The following is a 21,357-nucleotide window of genomic DNA, read 5'->3' on the forward strand; positions in this document are numbered from 1 at the left end:
GTGGGGGCACGGGGCCGGGACGGCCGGAGGACGGGGACGGCCCTCGTCGTCGGCCTCCTCCTCGTGCCGACCGCCTGCAGCGACGGCGTCCCCGGGCCGTCGTCGGGACCGGGCACCGCCGTGCCGGACCCGGGCGCCGACCTGGTCGTCGAGGTGCTGCAGCCGCGGTCGGCGGTCGCCGCCGGCGGCATGGTGCTGCGGGTCGTCCCCACGGGGACGACGCCGCTCGTCGTCCGCGGCGCCGCCCTCACGGGTGGGCCGCTCGTCGACGGCGCCCGCTGGGAGGCCGACGACGGCCCCCGTCGCGTCCGCCCCGGCCGCGCGCTGCAGCTGGACCTCGGCTCCCCCGCCACCGGCTGCCCCGCGGCGTCGGCGGGCCCGGTGGTGGCCCACCTCGAGGTCGGCGGCGAGGGCTCCGACGACGCGGTGACCGTCGACCTCGTGCCCGGTGACCCGCACGACCTGCTCGCCCGGACGGCCGCCACCGCGTGCCGGGCGGAGGAGGTCGCGGCCGTCGCCGCCGTGCGGCTCGACGCGGTCGAGCCGCCGGCCGCCGCAGAGGACCCCGCCGTCGTCGTCGTCCGCGTCGACCCGGAGCCCGACGGCCGCGGCACGCTCGACGTCCGGGCCGTCGGGAGCACGCCGCTGGTGTCGCCCGTCGGGCCGGACGGCCGTCCGGCGACGACGGCGCCGGTGGGTGCCCGCGTCGCCGCCGGCGACGAGCCACTGCTGCTCCGTGTCCCCGTCGTGCCCACGCGGTGCGACGCGCACGCGCTCGCCGAGGACAAGGTGGGGACGCTCGTCCCCCTCGAGGTCGCGGTGGACGACGGCCCCGCCGGCCGGCTGCTCCTGCCCGTCACGCCGGACGTCGCGGCCGACCTCGTCGGGTGGGTGGCGCGGCGCTGCGGGCTCGCGGGCTGACCCGGCGGGCGCCGGGCGTCGTCCTGACGCGCCGTCCGCTGCGCCGGCCCCCATGATCGTGGTCGTGGAGCCTCCGCCGCGCGCGACCCGGGACGCCCGGTGAGCAGCGGCACGCCCGGGGCCGTCACCCTCGAGGAGGGCGGCAGCCTGCTGCGGCTCGTCGGCGAGGTGGACCTCGACGTCGTCCAGCGGCTCCCGGCGGGGACCCGTGACGCCCTCGCCGACGTGCGGGTCGCGGACGTCGGCGGGCTGACCTTCCTCGACTCGACCGGCATGCACCTCCTCGTCGTCGCGGCCGTGGCCGCGCGGGGCCGCGGCGAGCGGCTGCGCCTGCGGGGCACGACGACGTCGACCGCGGAGCTCGTCCGCCTCGTGGGCCTCGAGGACATGTTCGAGAGCGAGCCCGCCGCCGACGCCTGACGACCTCGGCCCGACGGGCTGTGCCGTCCGGCTGACAGGCCGGCCACCCCTGCCCGAGGCTGCCCTCGTGACCTGGAGCAGCACCGACGCCCGCGTCCGGCGCCCGTGGGTCGCGGCGGCGGCGGCGCTCGTCGCGGCGGTCCTCCTCGCCCCCGTCGGCGGCTGGTCGGGCTGCGCGGGCGGGGCGGGCGGCTGCGTCGGGCGGACGCGCCTGCTCGTCGGCCCGGACGTCCCGACGTCGTGGCACGCCCCCGTGCTCGTCGTCGGTGCGCTCGCGGCCGGCGCCGGGGCCTGGTTGCTGCTCACCGTGGTGGCCCGCCGGGCCGCCCGCCGCGAGGGTCGGTGACCGGGACGGCCGACCCGGGGAACCGTCGACCCGCCGGCCCGCGTCGCAGCGGCATGCGACGGCGGGGCTACGGCGTGACGGCGGTGCTGGTGCTGACGACCGGGTGCGGGACGCTCCCTGCCGCGGACGTCGGCCCGCCCGGCTCCCCCGCCCCCGGCGGGACCGACCGCCCCGACGTCGTGGTGACCACCGGTCAGCCGGTGACGGTGCTCGACGACGGCGACGGTCCGGAGGCCTGCCTGGGCGCCGTCATGACCTCCCTCCCGCCGCAGTGCGGGGGCACCCCCCTCGTCGGGTGGGAGTGGGCCGACCACGACGGGCAGTACGAGACGCAGGCCGGGGTGCGGTGGGGCGGCTTCCTCCTCACCGGCCCCTTCGACGGGACCCGCCTCACGGTCGCGGAGGCCGTGCCCGCCGCCGCGTGGACGGGGACGCCCCCGCCCCCGCCGACGTGGGACTTCTCCCCGCCGTGCCCCGTCCCGCCCGGCGGGTGGTCGACGGAGCGGATGCCGCTCTTCGCGGAGGACGTCGTCTTCCGGGCGGCCGAGGCCCGCCCGGACTACGCCGGCGGCTGGGTCGACGAGCGCGAGTCGTACGACCCACCGCCCGGGGAACCGGCCGCGGACGCCCCGGAGCCGCAGGTGCTCCCGCCGGTCGTCACCATCAGGGTCACGGGGGACCCGGCCGCGGCCGAGGCCGAGCTGCGCGAGGTGTGGGACGGCCCGCTGTGCGTGACGTCGGCCGAGCGGACGGAGGCCGAGCTGTCCGCCGTGCAGGCGTCGCTCTCGGAGGACCTCGGGGACGGGCTCCTGCTGGCCGCGAGCGACGTCCTCACCGGCACGGTCGAGGCCACGGTGACCTTCGACGACGGCACGCTCCAGGCGGCCCTCGACGAGCGGCACGGCGAGGGCGTCGTCCGGCTCACCTCGGCGCTCCTCCCGGTCGGCTGACGCCGCACCGCCCCTCCTCCTCGAGGAGGAGGGGCGCTCCCCGGTTCGTCCCGGCGGAGGTGCCGGGCCCCCGAGCCGCGTCCATAGCGTCGCCGCGAGGGCACGAGAGGTGCTCCGCGAGCGGAGGAGACGACGTGATCGAGGTGCAGGCGCTGACCAAGCGCTACGGGACGACGACGGCGGTGGACGGGCTGTCCTTCACCGCCCGCCCGGGGGCGGTGACCGGCTTCCTCGGCCCCAACGGGGCGGGCAAGTCGACGACGATGCGGGTGGCCGTGGGCCTCGAGCGGCCGACGGCCGGCGGGGTCCTCGTCGACGGCCACCGCTACGCGGACCTCGCGGCGCCGGTCCGGTCGCTCGGGGCGATGCTCGACGCGCGGGCGGTCCACCCCGGGCTCACGGCACGTCGCCACCTGCGGGCGCTGGCCCGCACGCACGGCATCCCCCGCGCGCGGGTCGACGAGGTGGTCGGCCTCACCGGTCTGGAGGACGTCGCCGGGCGGCGCGTCCGCACCTTCTCGCTCGGCACGGGGCAACGGCTCGGCATCGCCGCGGCTCTGCTGGGCGACCCGGCGACCCTCCTGCTCGACGAGCCGATCAACGGGCTCGACGCGGACGGCGTCCTGTGGGTCCGCGGCCTGGTCCGGCGGATGGCGGCGGAGGGCCGCACCGTCCTGCTGTCGTCCCACCTCATGCACGAGCTCGCGCTCGTCGCCGACCGGGTGGTCGTCGTCGGCCGGGGACGGCTGCTCGCCGACACGACCCTCGACGAGCTCATGTCCCGTTCCGGTGGTGGCGGTCTCGTGACGGTCCGGTCCTCCGCGCCCTCGGTGCTGGCCGCCGCGCTGCTCTCCGGCGGCGCGCAGGTCGACGACGGCGGCGACGGGTCGCTCCACGTCCGGGGCGTCACCGGGGAGGAGGTCGGCGCGGTCGCCGCCCACGCCGGCGTCCCCCTCCTCGAGCTGGCCACCCGGGCCGGCTCCCTCGAGCAGGCCTACCTGACGCTCACCGCCGACGCGGTGGAGCACCGCTCGTCCAACGGGCGTCCCGTCGCCGGGGCCACCCGGTGAGCGCCGGCACGACCACCGTTCCGGGGCCCGCGCTGTCCACCCCCGGGCGGTACCGCGACGCCGGCCCGACGGCGCGGCGCGTCGTCGCCGCCGAGTGGGCCCGGACCACGGGCCTGCGCTCCACCGCGGTCCTCGCCCTGGCGGCCGCGGGGTGCTCCGGCGTCCTCACCGCCCTCTTCGCCGGGTCCGCCGCCGGCGACCCCGGCTTCGACCCGACCCGGCACCTGACGGAGGCGGCGCCGCTCACGGCCGTCCTCCTGCTCGTGCTGGGCGTCCGGCTCGGCACGGCCGACTTCCGCACCGGGGCCTTCCGGACGACGTACGTCGCCGTCCCGCGCCGCCTCCTCGTCCTGGCCGCCCAGGTCGTCGTCACGGCGGCGCTCGCCGGCCTGGTCGCCGTCGCCGCCGTCGGGGCGGCCGTGGTGGGCGTCCTGCCCGCCGGGGCCTCGCGGGGGATGCTCCCCGACCTCCTCGGCGACGGCATGCCCCGGGAGCTGGCCGCCTCCGCCGTGCACCTCGTCGCCATGGCCCTGCTCGGGCTCGGCGTGGGCGCCCTGGTCCGCCGTGCCGTCCCCGCCCTGGTGGCCGTCCTGGGGGCCGTGCTGGTCGCCCCCCTGCTCCTCGGTGTAGCCGCGGACCTCGCGTCCGACCCCCTTGCCGAGTCCCGGGAGCCGGCGGGGCAGGTCGAGGAGCAGCCCCTGGCGCTCACGCCCGTCGACGCCGGCGCACGGCTCGCCGAGGCCGCCGCCGGGAGCGCGACGGAGCCCGGCGACCTGCTCGGCCCGGCGGGCGTGCTGGCCGCCTGGGTGGTCCTGCCGCTGGTCGGCGCCGCGGTCCGGCTGCGGCGGTCCGACCTGTGCTGACGTCGGCCCCGACCGGCCCGGGCCGTGCCGGTGGGACGGACGGGCAGCCGGTCGCCGCGGTCACGCCCCTCCGCGTGCTCGCCTCCGAGGCGACGAAGCTGGTCGGCGCGGTGTGGTGGCCCTGGCTGCTCGGCGGCACCGTCGTCGTCACCGTGGCGGTCACCCTCGTGCTCGCGTCGTTCGTGCGACCGGAGGAGGGCGTCCCCGCGGCGCAGGTGCTCACCGCCGGCCACCCGGTGCTCGCGCTCGGCCTCCTGGGCCTCGGGGTCCTCGTGGGAGCCGGGGACTTCACCACCGGCGCCGCGACGTCGACGTACCTGGCCGTGCCCCGCCGTCTGCCCGTCCTCGGCGCCCAGGCCGTCCTCACCACCGGCGCAGCCGTCCTCACCGGGTCGCTCGCCGCCGCGGGCGCGGCCGTCGTCACCGACGGCGCCCGGGCCCGCGCCCTGCCCGGCGCACTGCCCGGCCCCGACCACCTGACGACCGTCGGGGCCGGCGTGGGTCTCGTGCTGCACGGGACGGGGCTCGCCCTCCTGGCCCTGGGCCTGGCCGTGCTCGTCCGCCGCCCCGGGCCGGCGCTCGTCGGGCCGGTCGTCCTGCTGCTGCTCGTGGACCCGCTGCTCGCGGCGGGCGCGGGACCGGTGACCGACGTCGTCCGGGGGCTGCTGCCGGCCGCCGGGACCGCGATGCTCACGGAGGCCGGGCCGCCCGTCGGGCCGCTGCGCGGCGGGCTCGTCCTCGCCGGCTGGGTGGCCGTCGTCACGGCTGCGGCGGCGTGGCGGCTGCGCACCCGGGACGTCACCTGATGTCGACCCGCCGGGGCCCCGACCGCCGGTGGGAGACTCGTGCCGTGGCGCAGCGGGTCGTCGGTCGGAGCCGGCAGGTGGTCCCGTCACCCCCCGTCCACCCCGCCGCGGCGGACGCGACCAGCACCGACCACGCGCCCGTCCGACGGTCGACGGCTCCCGCCCGGCTGGTGCGGGAGCACCCGTGGGTCGCCTCGGCGGCCGTGGCCGCGTCGGTCCTCGTCGTGGGCCTGCTCACCTCCGTCGTCGCCGACGGCACGGTCTTCGGCGCCACGGCGCTGGGGCTCCTCCGGGCCGACGGCCCGGTCGCCGGGCTCGCCGTCCCGGTGTGGCTCGCGGGTGCGGGAGCCGGCGCCGTCGTGCTCGCGGCCCGGCACGTCCGGCCGCTGACGGTGACGGTGACCCTCGCCGCGCTGGCCGTGCTGTCGCTCGCCCTGGGCGGGGTCCTCGGCGTGCTCGGGCTGTGCCTCGCGTGGTCCCTGCGGGCGGTCGCGAGCCAGCGCACCACCCGGACCGCGGTGGTCACCGCGGTCGTCGTCCTCCTCGTCGTCACGACCGCAGCCGTGCGGTGGCAGGTGCTCGGGCTGGCGGAGGTGGTCGCCTGGGGCGGTGCGGGCCCGCTCGCCAGCATCGGCGGTCCCCCGGTGCAGGACCTCGAGGTCCCCGACTTCTCCGCGGCCCGCCGGACGTGGACCGTCCTGCTCCTCGCCGTGCTGCTGGCGCTCGGCGTGGCGTCGGGCGAGGTGGTGAAGGACCGCCGCCGGCACGCCCGGGCCGTCGCCGAGCGCTGGGCGGCGCTGGCCCGCGAGCGCGACACGGGGGCGGCGCTGGCCCGCCAGTCCGAGCGGGCCCGCATCGCCCGGGAGATGCACGACGTCGTCGCGCACAACGTGTCGGTCATGGTGGCCCTGTCCGACGGCGCGCTGGCGGCCCTCTCCCGCGCGCCGGACCGCTCGCGGGAGGCCATGGCCGAGGTGTCGCGGACGGGTCGCGAGGCCATCGCCGACATGCGGAGCGTGCTCGGGGCGCTGCACGGCGACGACGACCGCGACCCGCTCGACGCCTCGACCGCCCCGACGAGCACCGACCTCCGCGCGACGGTCGAGCGCTTCCGCGCCGCGGGCCTCGACGTCGGCGCCGAGGGGCTCGGGACGCCGCTGCCCTCGGACACGGCCGCACGGCTCGCGGTGGTCCGCATCGTCGGCGAGGCCCTCACCAACGTCCTGCGACACGCCCCCGGGGCCCGGACCACCGTGCGGGCCCACCGGGACGCGACGACGCTGCGCGTCGAGGTGGTCTCGACCGCCGGCACCCGGGCCGCCGACGCCACGGGCAGCCGCCGCGGCGTCGTCGGCATGCAGGAGCGGGCCGCCCTCCTGGGCGGCCGGCTCGACGTCGGCCCGCTCGCGGACGGCGGCTGGGCGGTGCGCCTGACGCTGCCGACGTCGCCGGCGGCCCTGACCACCCCCGCACCGGCCGAGGAGCGCCCGTCGTGACCACCGTCCTGCTCGTCGACGACCAGGCGCTGCTGCGCACCGGGTTCCGCATGGTCCTCGAGGCCGAGGACGACCTCGAGGTCGTCGGCGAGGCCGCTGACGGGGCCGTGGCCCTGCGGCAGGTCGCCGCGCTGGCCCCGGACGTGGTCGTCATGGACGTCCGCATGCCCGGGATGGACGGCATCGAGGCGACCGCCCGCGTCGTCGCCGAGCACCCGGGCTCGAAGGTGCTGGTGCTCACCACCTTCGACGTCGACGACCACGCCTTCGCCGCCCTCCGGGCCGGGGCGAGCGGCTTCCTCCTCAAGAGCGCCGAGCCCGGGGAGCTCGTCGACGCCGTCCGGACCGTCGCCGCCGGCAGCTCCGTGGTCGCGCCCCGGCTCGTGCGGCGGATGCTCGACCTCTTCGCCTCCCGGCTGCCCGCTCCCGGCGACCACCCGCGGGAGGGCCTCGCGCCCGCGCTGCGGGCCCTCACGCCACGCGAGCTCGACGTCGTGCGCTGCGTGGCGTCCGGCCTGTCGAACGCCGAGATCGCCGAGCAGCTCGTCCTCTCGACGACGACGGTGAAGACCCACGTCGGGAACGTGCTGACGAAGCTCGGTCTGCGGGACCGGGTCCAGGTCGTCATCGCCGCGTACGAGCACGGCGTCGTCGGCACCGACCGGTCGTGACCGTCGTCGGCCCCGGGGAACCGTCCGGGGGCGGGCGGCGTCGCAGGGGCATGCGGAGGCGCGTGGTCGGGGCGGTCGCGGCAGGTCTGGTGCTCGCCGGGTGCGGTCAGCCGCCGCCCGGGGCGGCACCGGGGACGACGGACGAGGCACCGACGAGCGCGGCCGCGCCCGCCGGCGCCCTCACCACCCGCTCCCCCGCCACGGTCCTCGACGCCGGCGACGGCGCGCAGGTCTGCCTGGGCGGCGTGATGGAGTCGATGCCCCCGCAGTGCCGGGGCGTGCCGCTGGCGGGGTGGGACTGGGCCGACCACGAGGGCGCGTACGAGGAGGCGGGAGCGGTCCGCTGGGGCGACTTCACGGTCACGGGCACCTTCGACGGCACGACCCTCACCGTCACCGACGCGCTCCCCGGCGCCCTGGGGACCGGCACCGGCGACGTGCCCCGGCGGGACGTCGGGCCACCGTGCCCCGAGCCCGCCGGCGGGTGGGCCGACGACCCCCTGCCCCTCGTCGCCCACGAGGAGGTCCTCGCGGCGGCCCGGGCACGGGCCGACTACGCGGGCGGATGGGTGACGCACCGCGACCCGCGCCCGGCCGAGGAGATCGACCAGCTGCTCGCGGACGACCCCGAGGCCGGGCTCGTCCCACCGGTCGTCACCATTAGGGTCACCGGCGACCCCGCCGCCGCCGAGGCCGACCTCCGGCCGCTGTGGGACGGCCCGCTGTGCGTCACCACCGCCGAGCGCACGGAGGCGGAGCTCGTCGACATCCAGACGGAGGTCAACGCGGTCGACGGCATGCTCGGCTCGAGCCAGGACACCCTCACCGGCACGGTCGACCTCCAGGTCGTCCACGACGACGGGACCCTGCAGGCCGAGCTCGACGAGCGGTACGGCGCCGGGGTCGTGCGGGTCGAGTCCGCCCTCGTCCCGCTCTCCTGACCCGCCGGCCCGCTCAGACCGCGCGCCGCGCCGCGGTCGCCGGCTCGAGGCGACCGAGCTCGGGCGACGCGACGACCTGGATCACCAGCAGCCGGACGGCGACGAGGACCGCGGCGAGCAGGAGTCCCCCGCCGACGACCGGCAGCCCGTCGTAGCCGATGGACGCGCCGGCCGGTCCCGTCACCACGAGCCCCATGACGCCACCGGCGAGGACGGGGACGGCGAGGACGCCGGGGACGAGGGCCAGCAGGCCGCCCGTCACGAGCAGCCCGAGACCCACGGCGGCGCAGCGGCGCCGGGGGCGGCCGCCCGTCCCGGCCGCCGTCAGGAGCAAGGGGGCCGCGGCGAGCACCAGGACGGCGCCCATGACCCACAGGCCGCTTCGGACCTGCCAGGACGACCCGGTCGGCTCCATCAGCACCGCCGCCGCCGCGAGCGGCAGGGCGACCGCGCCCACCACGCCCGCCGGGCCGCGGGCCGTCAGGAGCGACGCGACGACGACCGCCCCCGTCAGGGCGAGCGCGGTGACGACCTCCGACGTCGCGAGGTCGGCCGGGACCCACGGGCCGTAGCGGGCCGAGCCCGTGCCCTGCAGCACGAGCACCGGGAGCGTCCCCGCCCCCAGGGCGCCCGCCCCCACGACGTACCCGCGACCGCCCGGGGCGTGGCCCCGTGCGCCGGGCGCCCGGGACGCCGTCAGCCCGCCCGCCGCGCCGGCGGCCCCCACCACCAGCAGCAGGGCGACGGCGGCGAGGAGGACGGGACCACCGTCCACCGCCCGTCCCAGCGTCGCGTTCGCGACGGCCGCCGCCACCACCACGCCCGCCGACGCCCGGGAGGCCGCCTGCCGCGGGAGCCGGGAGCACACCAGTGCCGTCCCGGCCGCGACGACGACCAGCGCGGCCAGCCGCGCGTCGTGCGCCAGCAGCGCCAGCTCGCCGTCGCCGGGCGTCTCCTCGGTGGACGCCCCCGCCCGCGCCCGGACCTCGCCGGCGTGGACGGCCGCTGCCGAGATCGCGGCGAGCGCCCAGGCGACGGCCCCCGCCCCCACGACCGCGAGCCCGGCGACGACGGCGGCACGACCTCGGGTGTCCACGGCGCGAGTCTGGACGAGGACCGCGCCCCGCGAGGGCCGTTCGCCGGAGCACACCCGACGACGCCGACCCCCGACCTCCCCGCCGGAACACCGACACACCTTTGTCGCCGGGGCCCCCTCAGGCTCGCCGCATGACCCAGGACACCAGCCCCGCCCCCACCACCGCCCGCTCGTCGCTGGACCGGTGGCTGACGATGTGGAACGGCGACGGCGCCCTCGCCCTGCAGCTGTGCGCCGACGACTTCCGCATCCACTTCGCCGTCACCGAGGCCGACGGCTCCACGCCCGCCGACGACATCCGCTCGGCCGAGGACTTCGCGCGGTACCTCGCCTGGTGGCACGGGCAGCACCCGGGCGTCGTCTTCACCGCCGTCGCCGACGCGGTCGACGGCGACCACGGCCGCCTCCTGTGGGACATGGAGGTCGGCGACCACGTCGTCGGGGGCGTCGACGTGCTCGACTTCGACCCCGACGGGCGGGTCCGCCGTGTCTGGTCCGTCGGCGGGCAGCGCAGCATGCGCAGCTGATGGACGTCCCGACCACCCCCGGCGAGGTCTCGGCGTGAAGCGAGCCGAACGGCAGTACGCCCTCGTCGACCTGCTCCGCGGAGCACGGCGACCGTGGTCCGCCGCTCGGCTCGCCGCCGAGTTCGGCGTCTCCACCCGCACCGTGGAGCGGGACATCGCGTCCCTGCAGGTGGCGGGGGTGCCGATCTACGCCGACCACGGCGCGACGGGCGGCTACTCGGTCCTGCGCGAGCACTCGCTGCCACCGCTCGCGCTGACGGCCGCGGAGTCGCTGGCCGTCCTGGCCGGTCTCGCGCTCCTCGAGTCCTCGCCCTACCGGCGGGCGGCCCGCCGCGCCCGCGACAAGGTCGCCGCCGTCATGGACGACGCGCACCACGCGCCCGTGCACGAGGTGCTCGGGCTCGTGCGGGTCGTCGACGCCGTGCCCCCTCCGGACGACGCCGCCCTCGTGGACCTCCTGCCGGAGGTCATCGCCGACCGCCGGGTCGTGCGGCTGACCTACCGCGGGGAGGACGGGGCGACCACGACGCGCGACGTCGAGACGATGGGACTCCTGCGGGCGGGGGACGCCTGGCTGCTCGCCGGGTGGTGCCGTCTCCGCGCGGCGGTGCGCGGCTTCCGCATCGAGCGGATCACCCGGCTCGAGGTCCTCGACGAGGTGCCGCCGGCCCGCGACCCGGCGCTGCTGGAGGCCGACCTCGCGCGGTGGCCGACCCGCCGCCTCGACCACGGGCACGACGCCGCGCGAGCGCCCCGCCGGCCGCCGGACGCGCCGCCGCGCTGACGGACGCGCGGCTCAGAACGCGGCCAGCCGCGCGTCCGGGTCGGGCGACGCGCGGTGGGCGGCGAGCAGGGCCGCCGCCCAGCTGGTCTCGGGCGCGCGACGGCCGTCGCGGAGCGCGGCGTCGACGACCACCCCGCTGAGGACCCGTTCGGCGTCGAGCCGGGGGTGGTCGGCCTCGGTGGCGCGCCGCAGGGCCGGGTCGACGAGGTCGTCGCCGAAGTCGGCGCGCACGCCCAGCCGCACGAGCCGCGTCAGCGGGCTCAGCCGCTCGGCGACGTGGGGGCTGGTGTGGACCGCGATCGCCGCCCACACCTGCTCGCGCCGCGAGGGCGCCCAGCCGTGCTCGGCGAGGAGCGCGACGGCCAGGTCCGCGCCCTGGACCTCGAACCGCTCGGGGCCGACGGCCAGGGCCGAGGCGCCCAGGTCGTGCAGCAGGCAGGCGTGCACGAGGGCGTCCCGGTCGACGTCCGCGCCGCTGCGGTCGGCGAGGTCGAGGGCGTAGCGCAGCGTCCGGGCGCTGTGGTGGGCGACGGCGGGGTGGCAGGCACCGCCGAGGAGGTCCAGCGCCGCCCGGCCGGCGGGGACGCGGTCGGCCACCTCGACCAGCCACCCCGCGGTCAGCGGCGGGTGCGGGGCCGCGGCGTCGTCCACGCCGTCAGTCTGCCCGGCGTCCCGGGACGCCGGTCGCGACCGCTCGGTCGGCGTCGGGCGGCGCCGGGCGTCCGCGCGGGCTGCGCGACGTCAGGCCGTCGGGGCGAGCGGCAGGGCCACCAGCCCCAGGACCGCGCAGGCGCCCAGGGTCCGCAGGACCGACCAGCGCAGCCTGAAGATCATCACGGCGGCCGCGACGGCGATGGCGACCTGCACCCACCGGACGGAGCCGAGCTCGGGCAGCTCCAGGTGCAGCGGCCCGGCGTCGAGCGTGGTCGTGGCGGCGAAGAGCGTGTGCAGGGCGAAGTAGACCGCCAGGTTCGCGATGACGCCGACGACGGCGGCGGTGATGCCCGTCAGCGCCGCTGACAGCGCCTGGTTGGCGCGCAGCCGCTCGACGTAGGGGGCGCCGAGCAGGACGAACATGAAGCAGGGCACGAAGGTCACCCAGGTCGTCAGCAGCGAGGCGAGGACCGCCGCCACCCAGGGGTCGAGGTCACCGGGGCTGCGGTAGGCGCCCAGGAACGCGACGAACTGCACGACCATGATGAGCGGCCCGGGCGTCGTCTCGGCGAGCGCCAGCCCGCGGACCATCTCCCCCGGCTGGAGCCACTGGTACCGCTCGACCGCCTGCTGCGCGACGAAGGCGAGCACGGCGTACGCCCCGCCGAAGGTCACGAGGGCCGTCCCCGAGAAGAAGAGGCCCTGCTGGGTCAGGGTGCTGCCGGCGCCGGTGAGCAGCGCGACGGCCACGACCGGCGCGGCCCACAGGACGAGGCTGACGAGCAGGACCTTGACCGCCCGGGCCGTGGAGGGCCGCTCGGTGCCCAGCACGTCGTCGGAGACGACCGGCGGGGGCCCGTCGTCCCCGCCGCCGTGCCCTCCGCCGGCGCCCGCCGGCACGTGCGGCGCCCACCGGCCCAGCGCCCAGCCGACCGCCGCGGCCAGGGCGACGACGAGGGGGAAGGGCGCGGAGAAGGCCGCGAGGGCGACGAAGGCGCCTACGGCGAGGCCCACGAGGGCCCGGTGCCCGAGCGCCCGTCCTCCCACCCGGATCACCGCCTGCACGACGATCGCGAGGACGGCCGGCGCCAGCCCGGCGAAGAGGGCCCCGACGACCGCGGTGTCGCCCGCGGCGGCGTAGAGGGCCGACAGGGCGAGGAGCGCGACGAGGCCCGGGAGGACGAAGAGCGTGCCGGCGACGAGGCCGCCGCGGGTGCCGTTGAGCAGCCAGCCCGTGTAGATCGCGAGCTGCTGCGCCTCCGGACCGGGCAGGAGCATGCAGTAGTTGAGCGCGTGCAGGAACCGCTTCTGCCCGATCCACCGCTTCTCGTCGACGAGGGTCCGCTGCATGACGGCGATCTGCCCCGCAGGACCGCCGAAGGTCTGCAGGGACACGGCGAACCACGTGCGCACGGCCTCCCCGAAGGGGACGAGGTCGCGGGCGCCGGAGGTCGCGGCGACCGGTCGACCTGCCGTCGACCGGCGTCGGTCGGCCGGCGGCTGCTCGTCCTGCCCTCCCGCGCCGGTCGTGGGGCCGGCGTCGCTCATGGTCGTCCTCGGGGGTCGGGTGGGCTCGTGCCCGGGCGGCCGGGACCGGCTGGCGCCCAGGGGGTCGACCGGATGCAACCACGCCGCCCGCGCCCGGTCCACAGCGCGGAGCGACGCCCGGCAAAAGTCCGCCGCCACGAGCAACCTTTCGACGGTCCGATCCGTCTTCTTCCCACGTGACGACGGGACCGGCCGGCAGCGCCGCCGAGGACGACGTCGACGACCTCGGCCCGCACTGGCGCGGTGGGTGGACGGGGTCGCGGCCCGAGCAGTTCACCCGGTTCGTCCAGGACGCCGAGCCGGCCCTCTGGCGGCTGGCGTGGCTCCTGACGGGCGACCGGCACCGTGCCGAGGACCTCGTGCAGCAGACGCTCGTGCGCACCTACGTCGCCTGGCCCCGGGCCCGGGACGGCGACCCGATGGCGTACGCGCGGCGGGTCCTCGTCAACGCCCGCACCGACTTCCTGCGCAAGCACTCCCGCGAGCTCCTCGTCGACCAGCACGACCACGACGCCCACGCCCCGCGCGCCGGACGACCGGTGCCGACCCAGGAGGTCGCCGACCGGGACGTCCTGGTCCGCGCCCTCCGGCAGCTCAGCCCGCGACGACGACGGGTCGTCGTCCTGCGCTACCTGCTCGACCTGTCCGAGCGTGAGGTCGCCGACGACCTCGGCGTCTCGCTCGGCACCGTGAAGTCCACGGCCGCCCGCGGTCTCGCCCAGCTGCGCGTCCTCCTCGAGGCCCCGCCCGGCGACGACCACCTGACCCCCACCGCCACCGACCGCACGGAGGCCCCGCGATGACTCCGGACGACGACCTCGTCGAGCACCTGCGCCACCTGTCCCGCTCCACCCCGCCGTCGACCGTCGACCGCGACGAGGTGCTGCGCCGCGGCCGACGGCGTCGGGGCACCCGCGCCGGCGGGGTCGGCGTGGCGGTCGTCGCCGCCGTCGTCGCGTCGGGCGTCGGTGTGCACGCGCTCGTCACGCCCGCGCCGCAGCGCGTCCCGTTGGCCGACGTGGAGACCGCGGCGCCGACGCCGACGGCGCCGGACCCCGACGCAGTCGTCTTCGACGAGGAGAACACGGTCGTCATCGAGCCGCTGGACGCGTACCGGTGGTCGGACCAGGAGCTGGTGATCCCCCTCGTCGCACAGGCGCACCACACGCGCCGCTGCCTGTCGGCTGCCCGCGTCGTCGACCCTCCGGCCGGCCCGGACAGCGACCCGGTGCCCCTCCTCCCGCGGGACGGCTACAACACCTTCGGCCTGTGGAGCCCCGCTCAGGTCGACGGCACCGACTACGGCTCCCGGATGATCGAGACCGGCGACATGACTTTCCGCGAGAAGCCGGGCGTCGACGCCGTCGAGCTCGCAGCCGTCGACATGCGGTGCGCCGCCGAGGCGGCCGATCTGGACCTGGTCTACGACGCCGACGAGGTCGACGCGCTGGTGCCCCGGCCTGACGGCGTCACCTGGGCCGGGTACACGGACGACGGCCGCGCGATCATCGAGCAGTGGGCGGAGTGCGTCCGCTCCGCCGGCGTGCCGATGGCCGACGACGCCGATCGGGCCGTCCTGGTCCCTGACGGCGTCGAGACGGCGGACCCCGTGCAGCGTCGCCGCATCGCCGCCGCCGACCTCGGGTGCAAAGAGCGGCTCGGCACCGTCGAGGCTTTCGCCGAGGTCGTGGTCCGCGAGCAAAAGGCGTACATCGGGGAGGCCCGCGACTACCTCGAGGCGAAAGCGCAGGTCCAGGAGCGGGTGCTGGCGGCGTCCGTGGCCTACCTCGAGCGCGAGGGCGTGGAGGTCCCGCCGTTGCCGTGAGCGCCTCGCGCGCAACGCAGCCCGGCACGCGTGGCTGACGTCGCGCCCGTGCCCGTGGACGGTGACGAGGGGCGTCCACGGCCGCGGGCGCGACGTGAGCCCCGGGGGGAGGGCTCGATCGGACGACCTGGGGGGAGGTCGGATGAAGGAGTGGGGGGTCTTCTGGGTAGTGGCGCGCGTGGTCACCGTCCTGGCGTTCGTGACGTGGTTGCTCGTCGCGGCGCCGGAGTAAGGGCCGACGGCGGTCCCCGACGTGCAGCCCCGCACCGGCCGGTGCGGGGCCGCCCGTCGGGCCGGGTCGGGTCGGGCCTACCGCCGCTGGGCGGCCATCCACTGCCAGATGGGCGTGCCGTCCGCCGTCGTCGGGTCGTTGCGTCCGACGTAGACCCACGACCAGTGCCCGTCGTACATGACGCCGTCGTAGGTGACGTCGGGGTAGGCGCTGAGCAGCGCCCCGTCGATCCGCTGCGCCATGTAGAGGCCGTTGGGCTCGTACGGCACCGTGGCGTCGTTCTCGGCGTGGACGACCCACGTCGGCGTCCCGCTCATCGCGTCGAGCTCGTCGTCGGTGAGGACGACCGAGCCGCCGTAGTCGCGGACCGCGGCGATCGGGACGTCGGCGGCGAAGAAGTCGGGGTTGTCCGCGACGAGCTGCGCCGTCATGTAGCCGCCGTTGGAGGCGCCGACGACGTAGATCCGGTCGGTGTCGATGCGGTTCTCGGCGACCACCTCGTCGATGAGGCCCTTGAGCTGCGCGGAGTAGCCGCGGGCCGGGTCGTTGAGCCAGAAGTCGGGCGCCTGGGGGGCGAGGACGTACGCCCCCTTGAACACCTGCTGCGCCTCCGGCGTGACGAAGCCGACGGCGCCGCGGTTGGCCTGCAGCGCGAGGTCGTTGTCGTAGGAGCCCTCCCAGCCGCCCTCTCCCCCGCCGTGCAACCAGATGACGAGGGGTCGCTCGCCGCGCCGGGGCGGCGAGAAGAGCCGGTAGGCGAGCCCGTTGGCCTCCCCGTCGGTGAAGGCGTCGACCTCGGGGTCGACGAGCTCGCCCTGCTCGAGGGCCGAGAAGGTGAAGTCGCGGCCTCGCACCGTGAGGGGCTGCTCCTGCGTGACCGTGTACTCGAGGTCGAGCTCGACGTTGCGGCCGACGCCGGCGGCGTAGCCGAGCGTCCCGGCGCCGGGCGTGCCGAAGCCGTCCGCGAGGTCGATGACGATGCGGCCCCGCGACTCCAGCCGCACGTCGACGACCTCCCGCTCCACGTCCTCGAAGGTGCCGAAGACCGGGCCCTCCAGCGCGGGGAACGGGTTGGAGCCGCTCGCCGTGACGCGGAAGGTGTCCTCGGACAGGCCGCCCGGGGAGAGCCCGAGGCGACGCGCGTCGACGGTCAGGGACACCACCTGCTGCCCGCCGTCCTGGACCTCCGCGTCGAGGGTGAAGACCGCCGTCGTGCCCCGGGCGCGAGGCGTGTCCGCCTGGGCCGGCAGGGCGGTCAGGGTCAGCGCCAGCGGGACCGCGACCGCGGCCAGCAGGGTGAGAGGTCTGGTCATTGGGGGGCTCCTCGACGTCGTCGTCGCCGCGGACGGCCACGTCGTCGTCCACGGGGCGTCGCGGGTGCGACGGGGCGCCCACCCTGCACCCCCGGCCGACGGAAGGGTGGGGTCGGTCGGGCAGCCCCCGGCCCGGACGGCGAGCGGGAGGAGCCGCGGGGTCTCCTGGGATGCCTCGGACGGTCGTCCGGACCTCACCCTCTCGGCCCACGGAGGGCCGACGTGGTCGTGCGCGCGTCCTAGGGTGCGCGCGTGACCGGCGCCCAGGACTGCCGGTGAGGACCCGGGCCCGCTCCCGCGCGCTCGCCGCGGCGACGTCGGCGCTGCTCCTCGTCCTCGCGGGGTGCACCGCGGACGCGCCCGTCCCCGAGGCGGACGTCGTCGACCTGCTGCAGCAGGACTGGCAGCACGTGCCGGGGGTGACCGCCGGTGACGACGGGCTCCGCGTCACGGCCACCGGGCGGAGCGTCCTCGGTCCCGACGGCGAGGCGCGGCAGGCGGACCCGCCGCTCGACCTGGCCGGCACCCACCTCGTGGTCGAGGGCGACGTCGAGCTCACCGCGCTCCTCACCGACGTCACCGCCGACGCGACGTGGGCCCTCTACGACCGCCCGCCGGTGGTCGCCGACGAGTTCCGCCTCGAGCCGGCCGGCCTGCGGCTGACCCTCCGCGGCGACGACCTCGAGGTCGCCGTCTTCGACGGCTCGCTCCCCGAGGACGTCACCGACCCCCAGCCGGTGCACGAGGAGGACGTGACGCTCGCCGACCCGGAGGCCGAGCTGTCGGTCCGCCGGTCCGGTGACGACCTCGAGGTGCTGAGCGGCGGGGAGACGGTGTCCTCGACGCCGCTCGGTCGCGTCCTCGGCTCGGGGGAGCTCTGGCTGGGGCTGTCGAGCGACGAGGGCTCCTTCGGGGTCGGCTCCCTCACCGCCACCGCGGGCGACGGAGGCACCGTCGCCCCCGCCGGCCCGGCGTTCGCGGCGGCCGAGCCGTCGGAGACGGGCCTGCAGGCCCTCGCCGCCCGCACCCGTCCCGACTTCCGCGTCGGGGCCGCCGTGGCCCTCGGTCCGCTCGCCGCGGACGAGGAGTACGCGCAGGCTCTGGTCGGCGACGTCGGCGCTCTCACCCCGGAGAACGCGATGAAGGCGCAGTACCTCTCGCCCCGCCGCGGCGTCTACACCTTCGAGGAGGCCGACGCGCTCCTCGCGGCGGCGGAGAGCAAGGGCATGGCCGTCCACGGGCACACCATCGCCTTCAGCGAGGCGATGCCCGGCTGGATGCAGGAGCTGCCCACCGGGACCGCGGAGGAGCGCCGCGACACCGCCGACGCCCTGCTCGAGTACCTCGCCACCGTGGTGTCCCACTTCCGGGGGCGGCTGGCCTCGCTCGACGTCGTCAACGAGCCCTTCGACGTCGACCAGGGCACCGACCTGCAGGAGAACGTCTGGTACCGGGCCTTCGGGCCGGACTACCCGGTGGTGGTCTCCCGTGCCGTCCACGAGGCCGACCCCGACGTCCGCCAGTTCGTCAACGAGAACGGGGCCGACGTGCCGGGGCCGCGGCAGGACGCCCTGCTCGCGCTCGTCCGGCGCACGAACGCGCTGGGGGGTCACGTCGACGGGGTCGGCCTCCAGGCCCACGTCTACGACCTGACGACCGACGCGATCTCCGCCGAGGACCTGGCGGCCACGCTCGACACCTTCGGGGCGTCCGGGCTCGACGTCCGCATCTCGGAGAACGACGTCACGGACGCCGAGGGGCCGGACGCCCAGGCGGAGCAGTACGCGGTGGTGCTGGCCACCTGCCTGGGCTCGCCGGTCTGCGTCGGCTGGACGACCTGGGGCGTGGACGACCGCTACGACTGGTACGTCGACGAGGACGGCGCCCCGCAGCAGGGCCACGACCTGCTCCACGACGACGGGGAGCCGACGCCTGCCTACGAGGCGGTGCGGCGGGCGCTCGGCGGCTGACCACGGGGCACCGCCCCGGTCCGGCGGGTCCCGGCAGGTGAACTTTACTGTTTGGTAGGTAGCGTCGACGGCATGACGACGACCCCTCCCCCGTCGGTGGCCCGCCGGTGGTCCCTGCTGGTGACCGTGGCGACCGGGCTGCTGCTCATCACGCTGGACAACTCGATCCTCTACACGGCGCTGCCCACCCTGACCGCCGAGCTCGGGGCGTCCGCGTCGCAGTCGCTGTGGATCATCAACGCCTACCCGCTCGTCATGGCCGGGCTGCTGCTGGGCGCCGGCAGCCTGGGCGACCGTGTCGGCCACCGGCGTCTCTTCCTCGTCGGGCTGACGGTGTTCGGCCTGGCCTCCCTGGGCGCGGCGTTCGCGCCGTCGCCGGTCGCACTGGTCGCCGCACGCGCCCTCCTGGCCGTCGGGGCGGCGTCGATGATGCCCGCGACGCTGGCCCTCATACGGCTGACCTTCCACGACGAGCGGGAGCGGAACCTGGCCGTGGCGGTGTGGGGCAGCATCGCGGTGGTCGGCGCGGCGCTCGGCCCTGTCGTCGGCGGGCTGCTGCTGTCGCAGTTCTGGTGGGGCTCGGTCTTCCTCGTCAACGTGCCCGTCGTCGCGGTGGCGCTGGTCGGCGGCGTGGTCCTGGCGCCGCGCGACGCCCCCGACCCGTCGACGCGCTGGGACCTGCTGTCGTCGGTGCAGGTGATGGTCGGCCTGGTGGGCCTCGTCGTGGCGGTGAAGGAGGTCGCGACCGTCGACCGGTCCGCCGTCGTCGTCCTCGTCGCCCTGGTGGTCAGCGCTGCCGGGCTCGTCGCCTTCGTCCGTCGGCAGCGACGGCTGACCTACCCGCTGCTCGACGTCGCGATCTTCGCCAACCCTCGCTTCAGCGCCGGCGTCGTGGCCGCCGGGGCGGCCCTGTTCACCATCGCCGGCGTGCAGCTGGTGACCACCCAGCGCTTCCAGCTCGTCGAGGGCCTCACCCCGCTGGAGGCCGGTCTGCTCGTGGCGTGCCTGGCGGTCGGGACCCTGCCGACCGCCGCCCTGGCCGGCGCCCGCGGCCACCGGATCGGGCTCCTCCCGCTCGTCAGCGGTGGCCTGGCGGTGGCCGGCGTCGGCGCGCTGGTGTGCCTGGCGGTGGCCGACCGGGGCGTGCTGTGGCTGGGCGGGGGCCTCCTGCTCGTGGGGGCCGGGCTCGGTGCCGTCATGGCGCTGGCGTCGGCGACCATCATCAACAACGCCCCCGCTCGCCGGGCCGGGATGGCCTCCTCCGTCGAGGAGGTGTCCTACGAGCTGGGGAGCCTGACCGCGGTGGCGGTGCTGGGGTCGTTGCTCACCGCCGTCGCCGGCGGCTCCACGGGTGCGGCGCTGACCGAGGCGGCGCCCGCCGACGTCGCCACGGGCTTCACCGCCGCCGTGGCCGTGACCGCCGCGGTCGTGCTCGCCGGGGCCGTCGTCACCGCGGTCCTGCTCCGGCGCCCCGCCGTCCCGGTGGACGAGGCACCCCGGGCGGGTGAGCGGGCACCGGTGGGCGAGGATGCCCGCCGTGCGTGAGAGCCGACGTCAGGCCGTCCTCGTCGCGGCGGTGGCCGTCGTCGAGCGCGACGGCGTCCGCGGCCTGACCCTCGACGCCGTCGCCGCCGAGACCGGCATGACGAAACCCGGTCTGCTCTACCACTTCCCCACGCGGGAGCACCTCCTGGCCGCCGTCCAGGAGCACGTCGCCCGCACCTGGGACGACGACATGGCCGACCTGGCCGGCGGCCGCCCCGAGGACGTCACCGCCCGGGCCCGCCAGGCCGCCTACGTCCGCCTGTGCGCCGCCGGCACCACCCGCGCGGAGCTCCTCCTGGTCCTGGAGAGCCTGTCCGAGCCGGGCGCGCACCCGCCGTGGGCGGCGGCGGTGGAGCGCTGGGCGCCGACCCCGGCCGAGGACGCCGACGACGACGAGGTCCGCGCCTTCCTCGCCCGCCTGGCGGCCGACGGCCTGTGGATGCACGAGGCCTCCTCCGGCTCACCGCTGCCGGCGGGCCTGCGCCGTCGGCTGGTCGAGGCGCTCGAGGCCGTGCCGCTCCCCGACCGGGCAGCCTGCGGTCCGCCCGCACGCGGGGCCGGGGCGTCGCCTGAGCCCCGCAGGCCTTGAGGGGGCACGACCCGCTCTGCTGAGGTGGTCGGGACGGCCGGCCCACCGACGCCGCCGCCCCGCCGACCGGAGGAGCTGACGACGGCGGACAGCCCGACGACGACCGACGAGTACCTGGAAGGGCTCGAGCCCCCCGCCCGTGCTGAGCTGCAGAGGATCCGCGCCCTCGTCCTCACGGTCGTGCCCGGCGTCACCGAGTCGATCAGCTACCGCATGCCGACGATGACCTACCGAGGGCGCGCCCTGGTGCACGTCACGGCGTCGAAGAAGCACCTGAGCCTGCACCCGTCGCCGTGGTCGATCGAGGAGCACGCGGACCGGCTGGCCGGCTACGACACCACCGCGCACGTCGTCCGCTTCACCCCCGCCACCGCACTGCCGACCGACCTCCTCGAGGACCTCGTCCGCCACCACGTCCGGCAGATCGACGACGACCGGCACCGAGCCGGGCCGGCGGGCTCGGCGACCGGGGACCTGCTGCGGCCCGCCGTCGGTGGACGGCCTCACCGCCTCGACGACATGTGACCCACGTCACAGAGATCGCGCGTGACGACCGCCCGCGGACCGCGTCTGACCTCGTGTACGTGACCGGCGCAGGGCCGGTCACCCCCGACGGAAGGACCGCCATGAGCCAGCAGACCGCCGCCACCACCCCCCGCGACGCCAAGGGCGCCACGGGCACGGCGCTGCAGACCACGCAGGGCACCACCTCGATCGCCGACCAGGTCGTCTCCAAGATCGCCGGCATCGCCACCCGCGAGGTCTCCGGCGTCCACGGCCTCGGCGGCGG

General features: G+C 77.2%; 23 protein-coding genes. 19 read left to right on the forward strand and 4 right to left on the reverse strand.

The window, feature by feature from the left end; translation table 11 throughout:
* The 10 genes from EDC03_RS15730 to EDC03_RS15775 all read left to right on the forward strand — a co-directional run bounded on the left by EDC03_RS15730 (window position 1) and on the right by EDC03_RS15775 (window position 8,484).
* Window positions 1-921, forward strand: coding sequence for a hypothetical protein (locus tag EDC03_RS15730; protein WP_123381200.1), 921 nt, complete (start codon window positions 1-3; stop codon window positions 919-921).
* 99 nt (window positions 922-1,020) lie between these two features.
* Window positions 1,021-1,341: an STAS domain-containing protein gene (locus EDC03_RS15735; protein ID WP_123381201.1), complete on the forward strand. Its 321-nt coding sequence runs from the start codon at window positions 1,021-1,023 to the stop codon at window positions 1,339-1,341.
* Between the two features lie 67 nt (window positions 1,342-1,408).
* Window positions 1,409-1,687 carry a hypothetical protein gene (locus EDC03_RS15740; RefSeq protein ID WP_123381202.1) on the forward strand — a complete coding sequence of 93 codons (279 nt, stop codon included), beginning with the start codon at window positions 1,409-1,411 and terminating at the stop codon, window positions 1,685-1,687.
* Window positions 1,688-1,761: 74 nt separating this feature from the next.
* Window positions 1,762-2,637, forward strand: a complete 876-nt coding sequence (locus tag EDC03_RS15745) for a hypothetical protein (protein WP_148058112.1) — start codon at window positions 1,762-1,764, stop codon at window positions 2,635-2,637.
* 134 nt (window positions 2,638-2,771) lie between these two features.
* Window positions 2,772-3,707 carry an ABC transporter ATP-binding protein gene (locus tag EDC03_RS15750; RefSeq protein WP_123381204.1) on the forward strand — a complete coding sequence of 312 codons (936 nt, stop codon included), beginning with the start codon at window positions 2,772-2,774 and terminating at the stop codon, window positions 3,705-3,707.
* Window positions 3,704-4,570: a hypothetical protein gene (locus EDC03_RS15755; RefSeq protein ID WP_123381205.1), complete on the forward strand. Its 867-nt coding sequence runs from the start codon at window positions 3,704-3,706 to the stop codon at window positions 4,568-4,570. Before EDC03_RS15750 ends, EDC03_RS15755 begins: the two co-directional genes overlap by 4 nt.
* Window positions 4,571-4,644: 74 nt before the next feature.
* On the forward strand, window positions 4,645-5,376 hold the full coding sequence (locus EDC03_RS15760) for a hypothetical protein (protein WP_148058113.1): 732 nt from the start codon (window positions 4,645-4,647) through the stop codon (window positions 5,374-5,376).
* A gap of 77 nt (window positions 5,377-5,453) precedes the next feature.
* Window positions 5,454-6,872, forward strand: coding sequence for a sensor histidine kinase (locus EDC03_RS15765; protein ID WP_158674334.1), 1,419 nt, complete (start codon window positions 5,454-5,456; stop codon window positions 6,870-6,872).
* Window positions 6,869-7,543 (forward strand): response regulator, encoded by a 675-nt coding sequence (locus EDC03_RS15770; protein ID WP_123381208.1) that lies wholly within the window; start codon window positions 6,869-6,871, stop codon window positions 7,541-7,543. Before EDC03_RS15765 ends, EDC03_RS15770 begins: the two co-directional genes overlap by 4 nt.
* A 62-nt stretch (window positions 7,544-7,605) precedes the next feature.
* Entirely contained in the window at window positions 7,606-8,484 is an 879-nt protein-coding gene (locus EDC03_RS15775; RefSeq protein WP_123381209.1) for a hypothetical protein, read from the forward strand.
* 13 nt (window positions 8,485-8,497) lie between these two features.
* Here EDC03_RS15775 and EDC03_RS15780 read toward each other — a convergent pair whose 3' ends face one another.
* Complete coding sequence (locus tag EDC03_RS15780; RefSeq protein ID WP_148058114.1) at window positions 8,498-9,580, reverse strand: hypothetical protein; 1,083 nt, start codon at window positions 9,578-9,580, stop codon at window positions 8,498-8,500.
* A 131-nt stretch (window positions 9,581-9,711) separates the two neighbouring features.
* On the opposite strand from EDC03_RS15780, the gene EDC03_RS15785 reads away from it, so the two are divergent.
* Window positions 9,712-10,107, forward strand: a complete 396-nt coding sequence (locus EDC03_RS15785) for a nuclear transport factor 2 family protein (RefSeq protein WP_123381211.1) — start codon at window positions 9,712-9,714, stop codon at window positions 10,105-10,107.
* 34 nt (window positions 10,108-10,141) lie between these two features.
* Entirely contained in the window at window positions 10,142-10,891 is a 750-nt protein-coding gene (locus EDC03_RS15790) for a helix-turn-helix transcriptional regulator (RefSeq protein WP_123381212.1), read from the forward strand.
* 12 nt (window positions 10,892-10,903) lie between these two features.
* Here the strand turns inward: EDC03_RS15790 and EDC03_RS15795 are convergent, their stop codons facing one another.
* Window positions 10,904-11,542 carry an HD domain-containing protein gene (locus tag EDC03_RS15795; protein WP_123381213.1) on the reverse strand — a complete coding sequence of 213 codons (639 nt, stop codon included), beginning with the start codon at window positions 11,540-11,542 and terminating at the stop codon, window positions 10,904-10,906.
* Window positions 11,543-11,632: 90 nt separating this feature from the next.
* Entirely contained in the window at window positions 11,633-13,093 is a 1,461-nt protein-coding gene (gene chrA, locus EDC03_RS15800) for a chromate efflux transporter (protein WP_123381214.1), read from the reverse strand.
* 176 nt (window positions 13,094-13,269) lie between these two features.
* Between chrA and EDC03_RS15805 the strand changes: the two genes are divergently transcribed.
* Both EDC03_RS15805 and EDC03_RS15810 read left to right on the forward strand, forming a co-directional pair.
* Window positions 13,270-13,896 carry a SigE family RNA polymerase sigma factor gene (locus tag EDC03_RS15805; RefSeq protein WP_123381215.1) on the forward strand — a complete coding sequence of 209 codons (627 nt, stop codon included), beginning with the start codon at window positions 13,270-13,272 and terminating at the stop codon, window positions 13,894-13,896.
* The gene (locus tag EDC03_RS15810) at window positions 13,893-14,918 is read left to right on the forward strand and encodes a hypothetical protein (protein ID WP_123381216.1); all 1,026 of its coding nucleotides are present in this window, start codon (window positions 13,893-13,895) and stop codon (window positions 14,916-14,918) included. Before EDC03_RS15805 ends, EDC03_RS15810 begins: the two co-directional genes overlap by 4 nt.
* 309 nt (window positions 14,919-15,227) lie before the next feature.
* Here EDC03_RS15810 and EDC03_RS15815 read toward each other — a convergent pair whose 3' ends face one another.
* The gene (locus EDC03_RS15815) at window positions 15,228-16,463 is read right to left on the reverse strand and encodes a carboxylesterase family protein (protein ID WP_123381217.1); all 1,236 of its coding nucleotides are present in this window, start codon (window positions 16,461-16,463) and stop codon (window positions 15,228-15,230) included.
* A gap of 275 nt (window positions 16,464-16,738) precedes the next feature.
* On the opposite strand from EDC03_RS15815, the gene EDC03_RS15820 reads away from it, so the two are divergent.
* From EDC03_RS15820 to EDC03_RS18610, 5 genes are all read left to right on the forward strand, one after another.
* A complete protein-coding gene (locus EDC03_RS15820) occupies window positions 16,739-18,433 on the forward strand; it encodes an endo-1,4-beta-xylanase (protein WP_199720322.1) in 1,695 nt (564 codons plus the stop codon).
* 72 nt (window positions 18,434-18,505) lie between these two features.
* Window positions 18,506-19,978, forward strand: a complete 1,473-nt coding sequence (locus tag EDC03_RS15825) for an MFS transporter (RefSeq protein ID WP_123381219.1) — start codon at window positions 18,506-18,508, stop codon at window positions 19,976-19,978.
* The gene (locus EDC03_RS15830; protein WP_123381242.1) at window positions 19,971-20,567 is read left to right on the forward strand and encodes a TetR family transcriptional regulator; all 597 of its coding nucleotides are present in this window, start codon (window positions 19,971-19,973) and stop codon (window positions 20,565-20,567) included. Before EDC03_RS15825 ends, EDC03_RS15830 begins: the two co-directional genes overlap by 8 nt.
* Before the next feature lie 24 nt (window positions 20,568-20,591).
* A complete protein-coding gene (locus EDC03_RS15835; RefSeq protein WP_123381220.1) occupies window positions 20,592-21,092 on the forward strand; it encodes an iron chaperone in 501 nt (166 codons plus the stop codon).
* A gap of 101 nt (window positions 21,093-21,193) precedes the next feature.
* Window positions 21,194-21,357, forward strand: a 164-nt coding sequence (locus tag EDC03_RS18610; RefSeq protein WP_148058115.1) for an Asp23/Gls24 family envelope stress response protein, incomplete at its 3' end; no start/stop codon positions are given.

Source organism: Pseudokineococcus lusitanus (assembly GCF_003751265.1).
Lineage (GTDB): Bacteria > Actinomycetota > Actinomycetes > Actinomycetales > Quadrisphaeraceae > Pseudokineococcus > Pseudokineococcus lusitanus.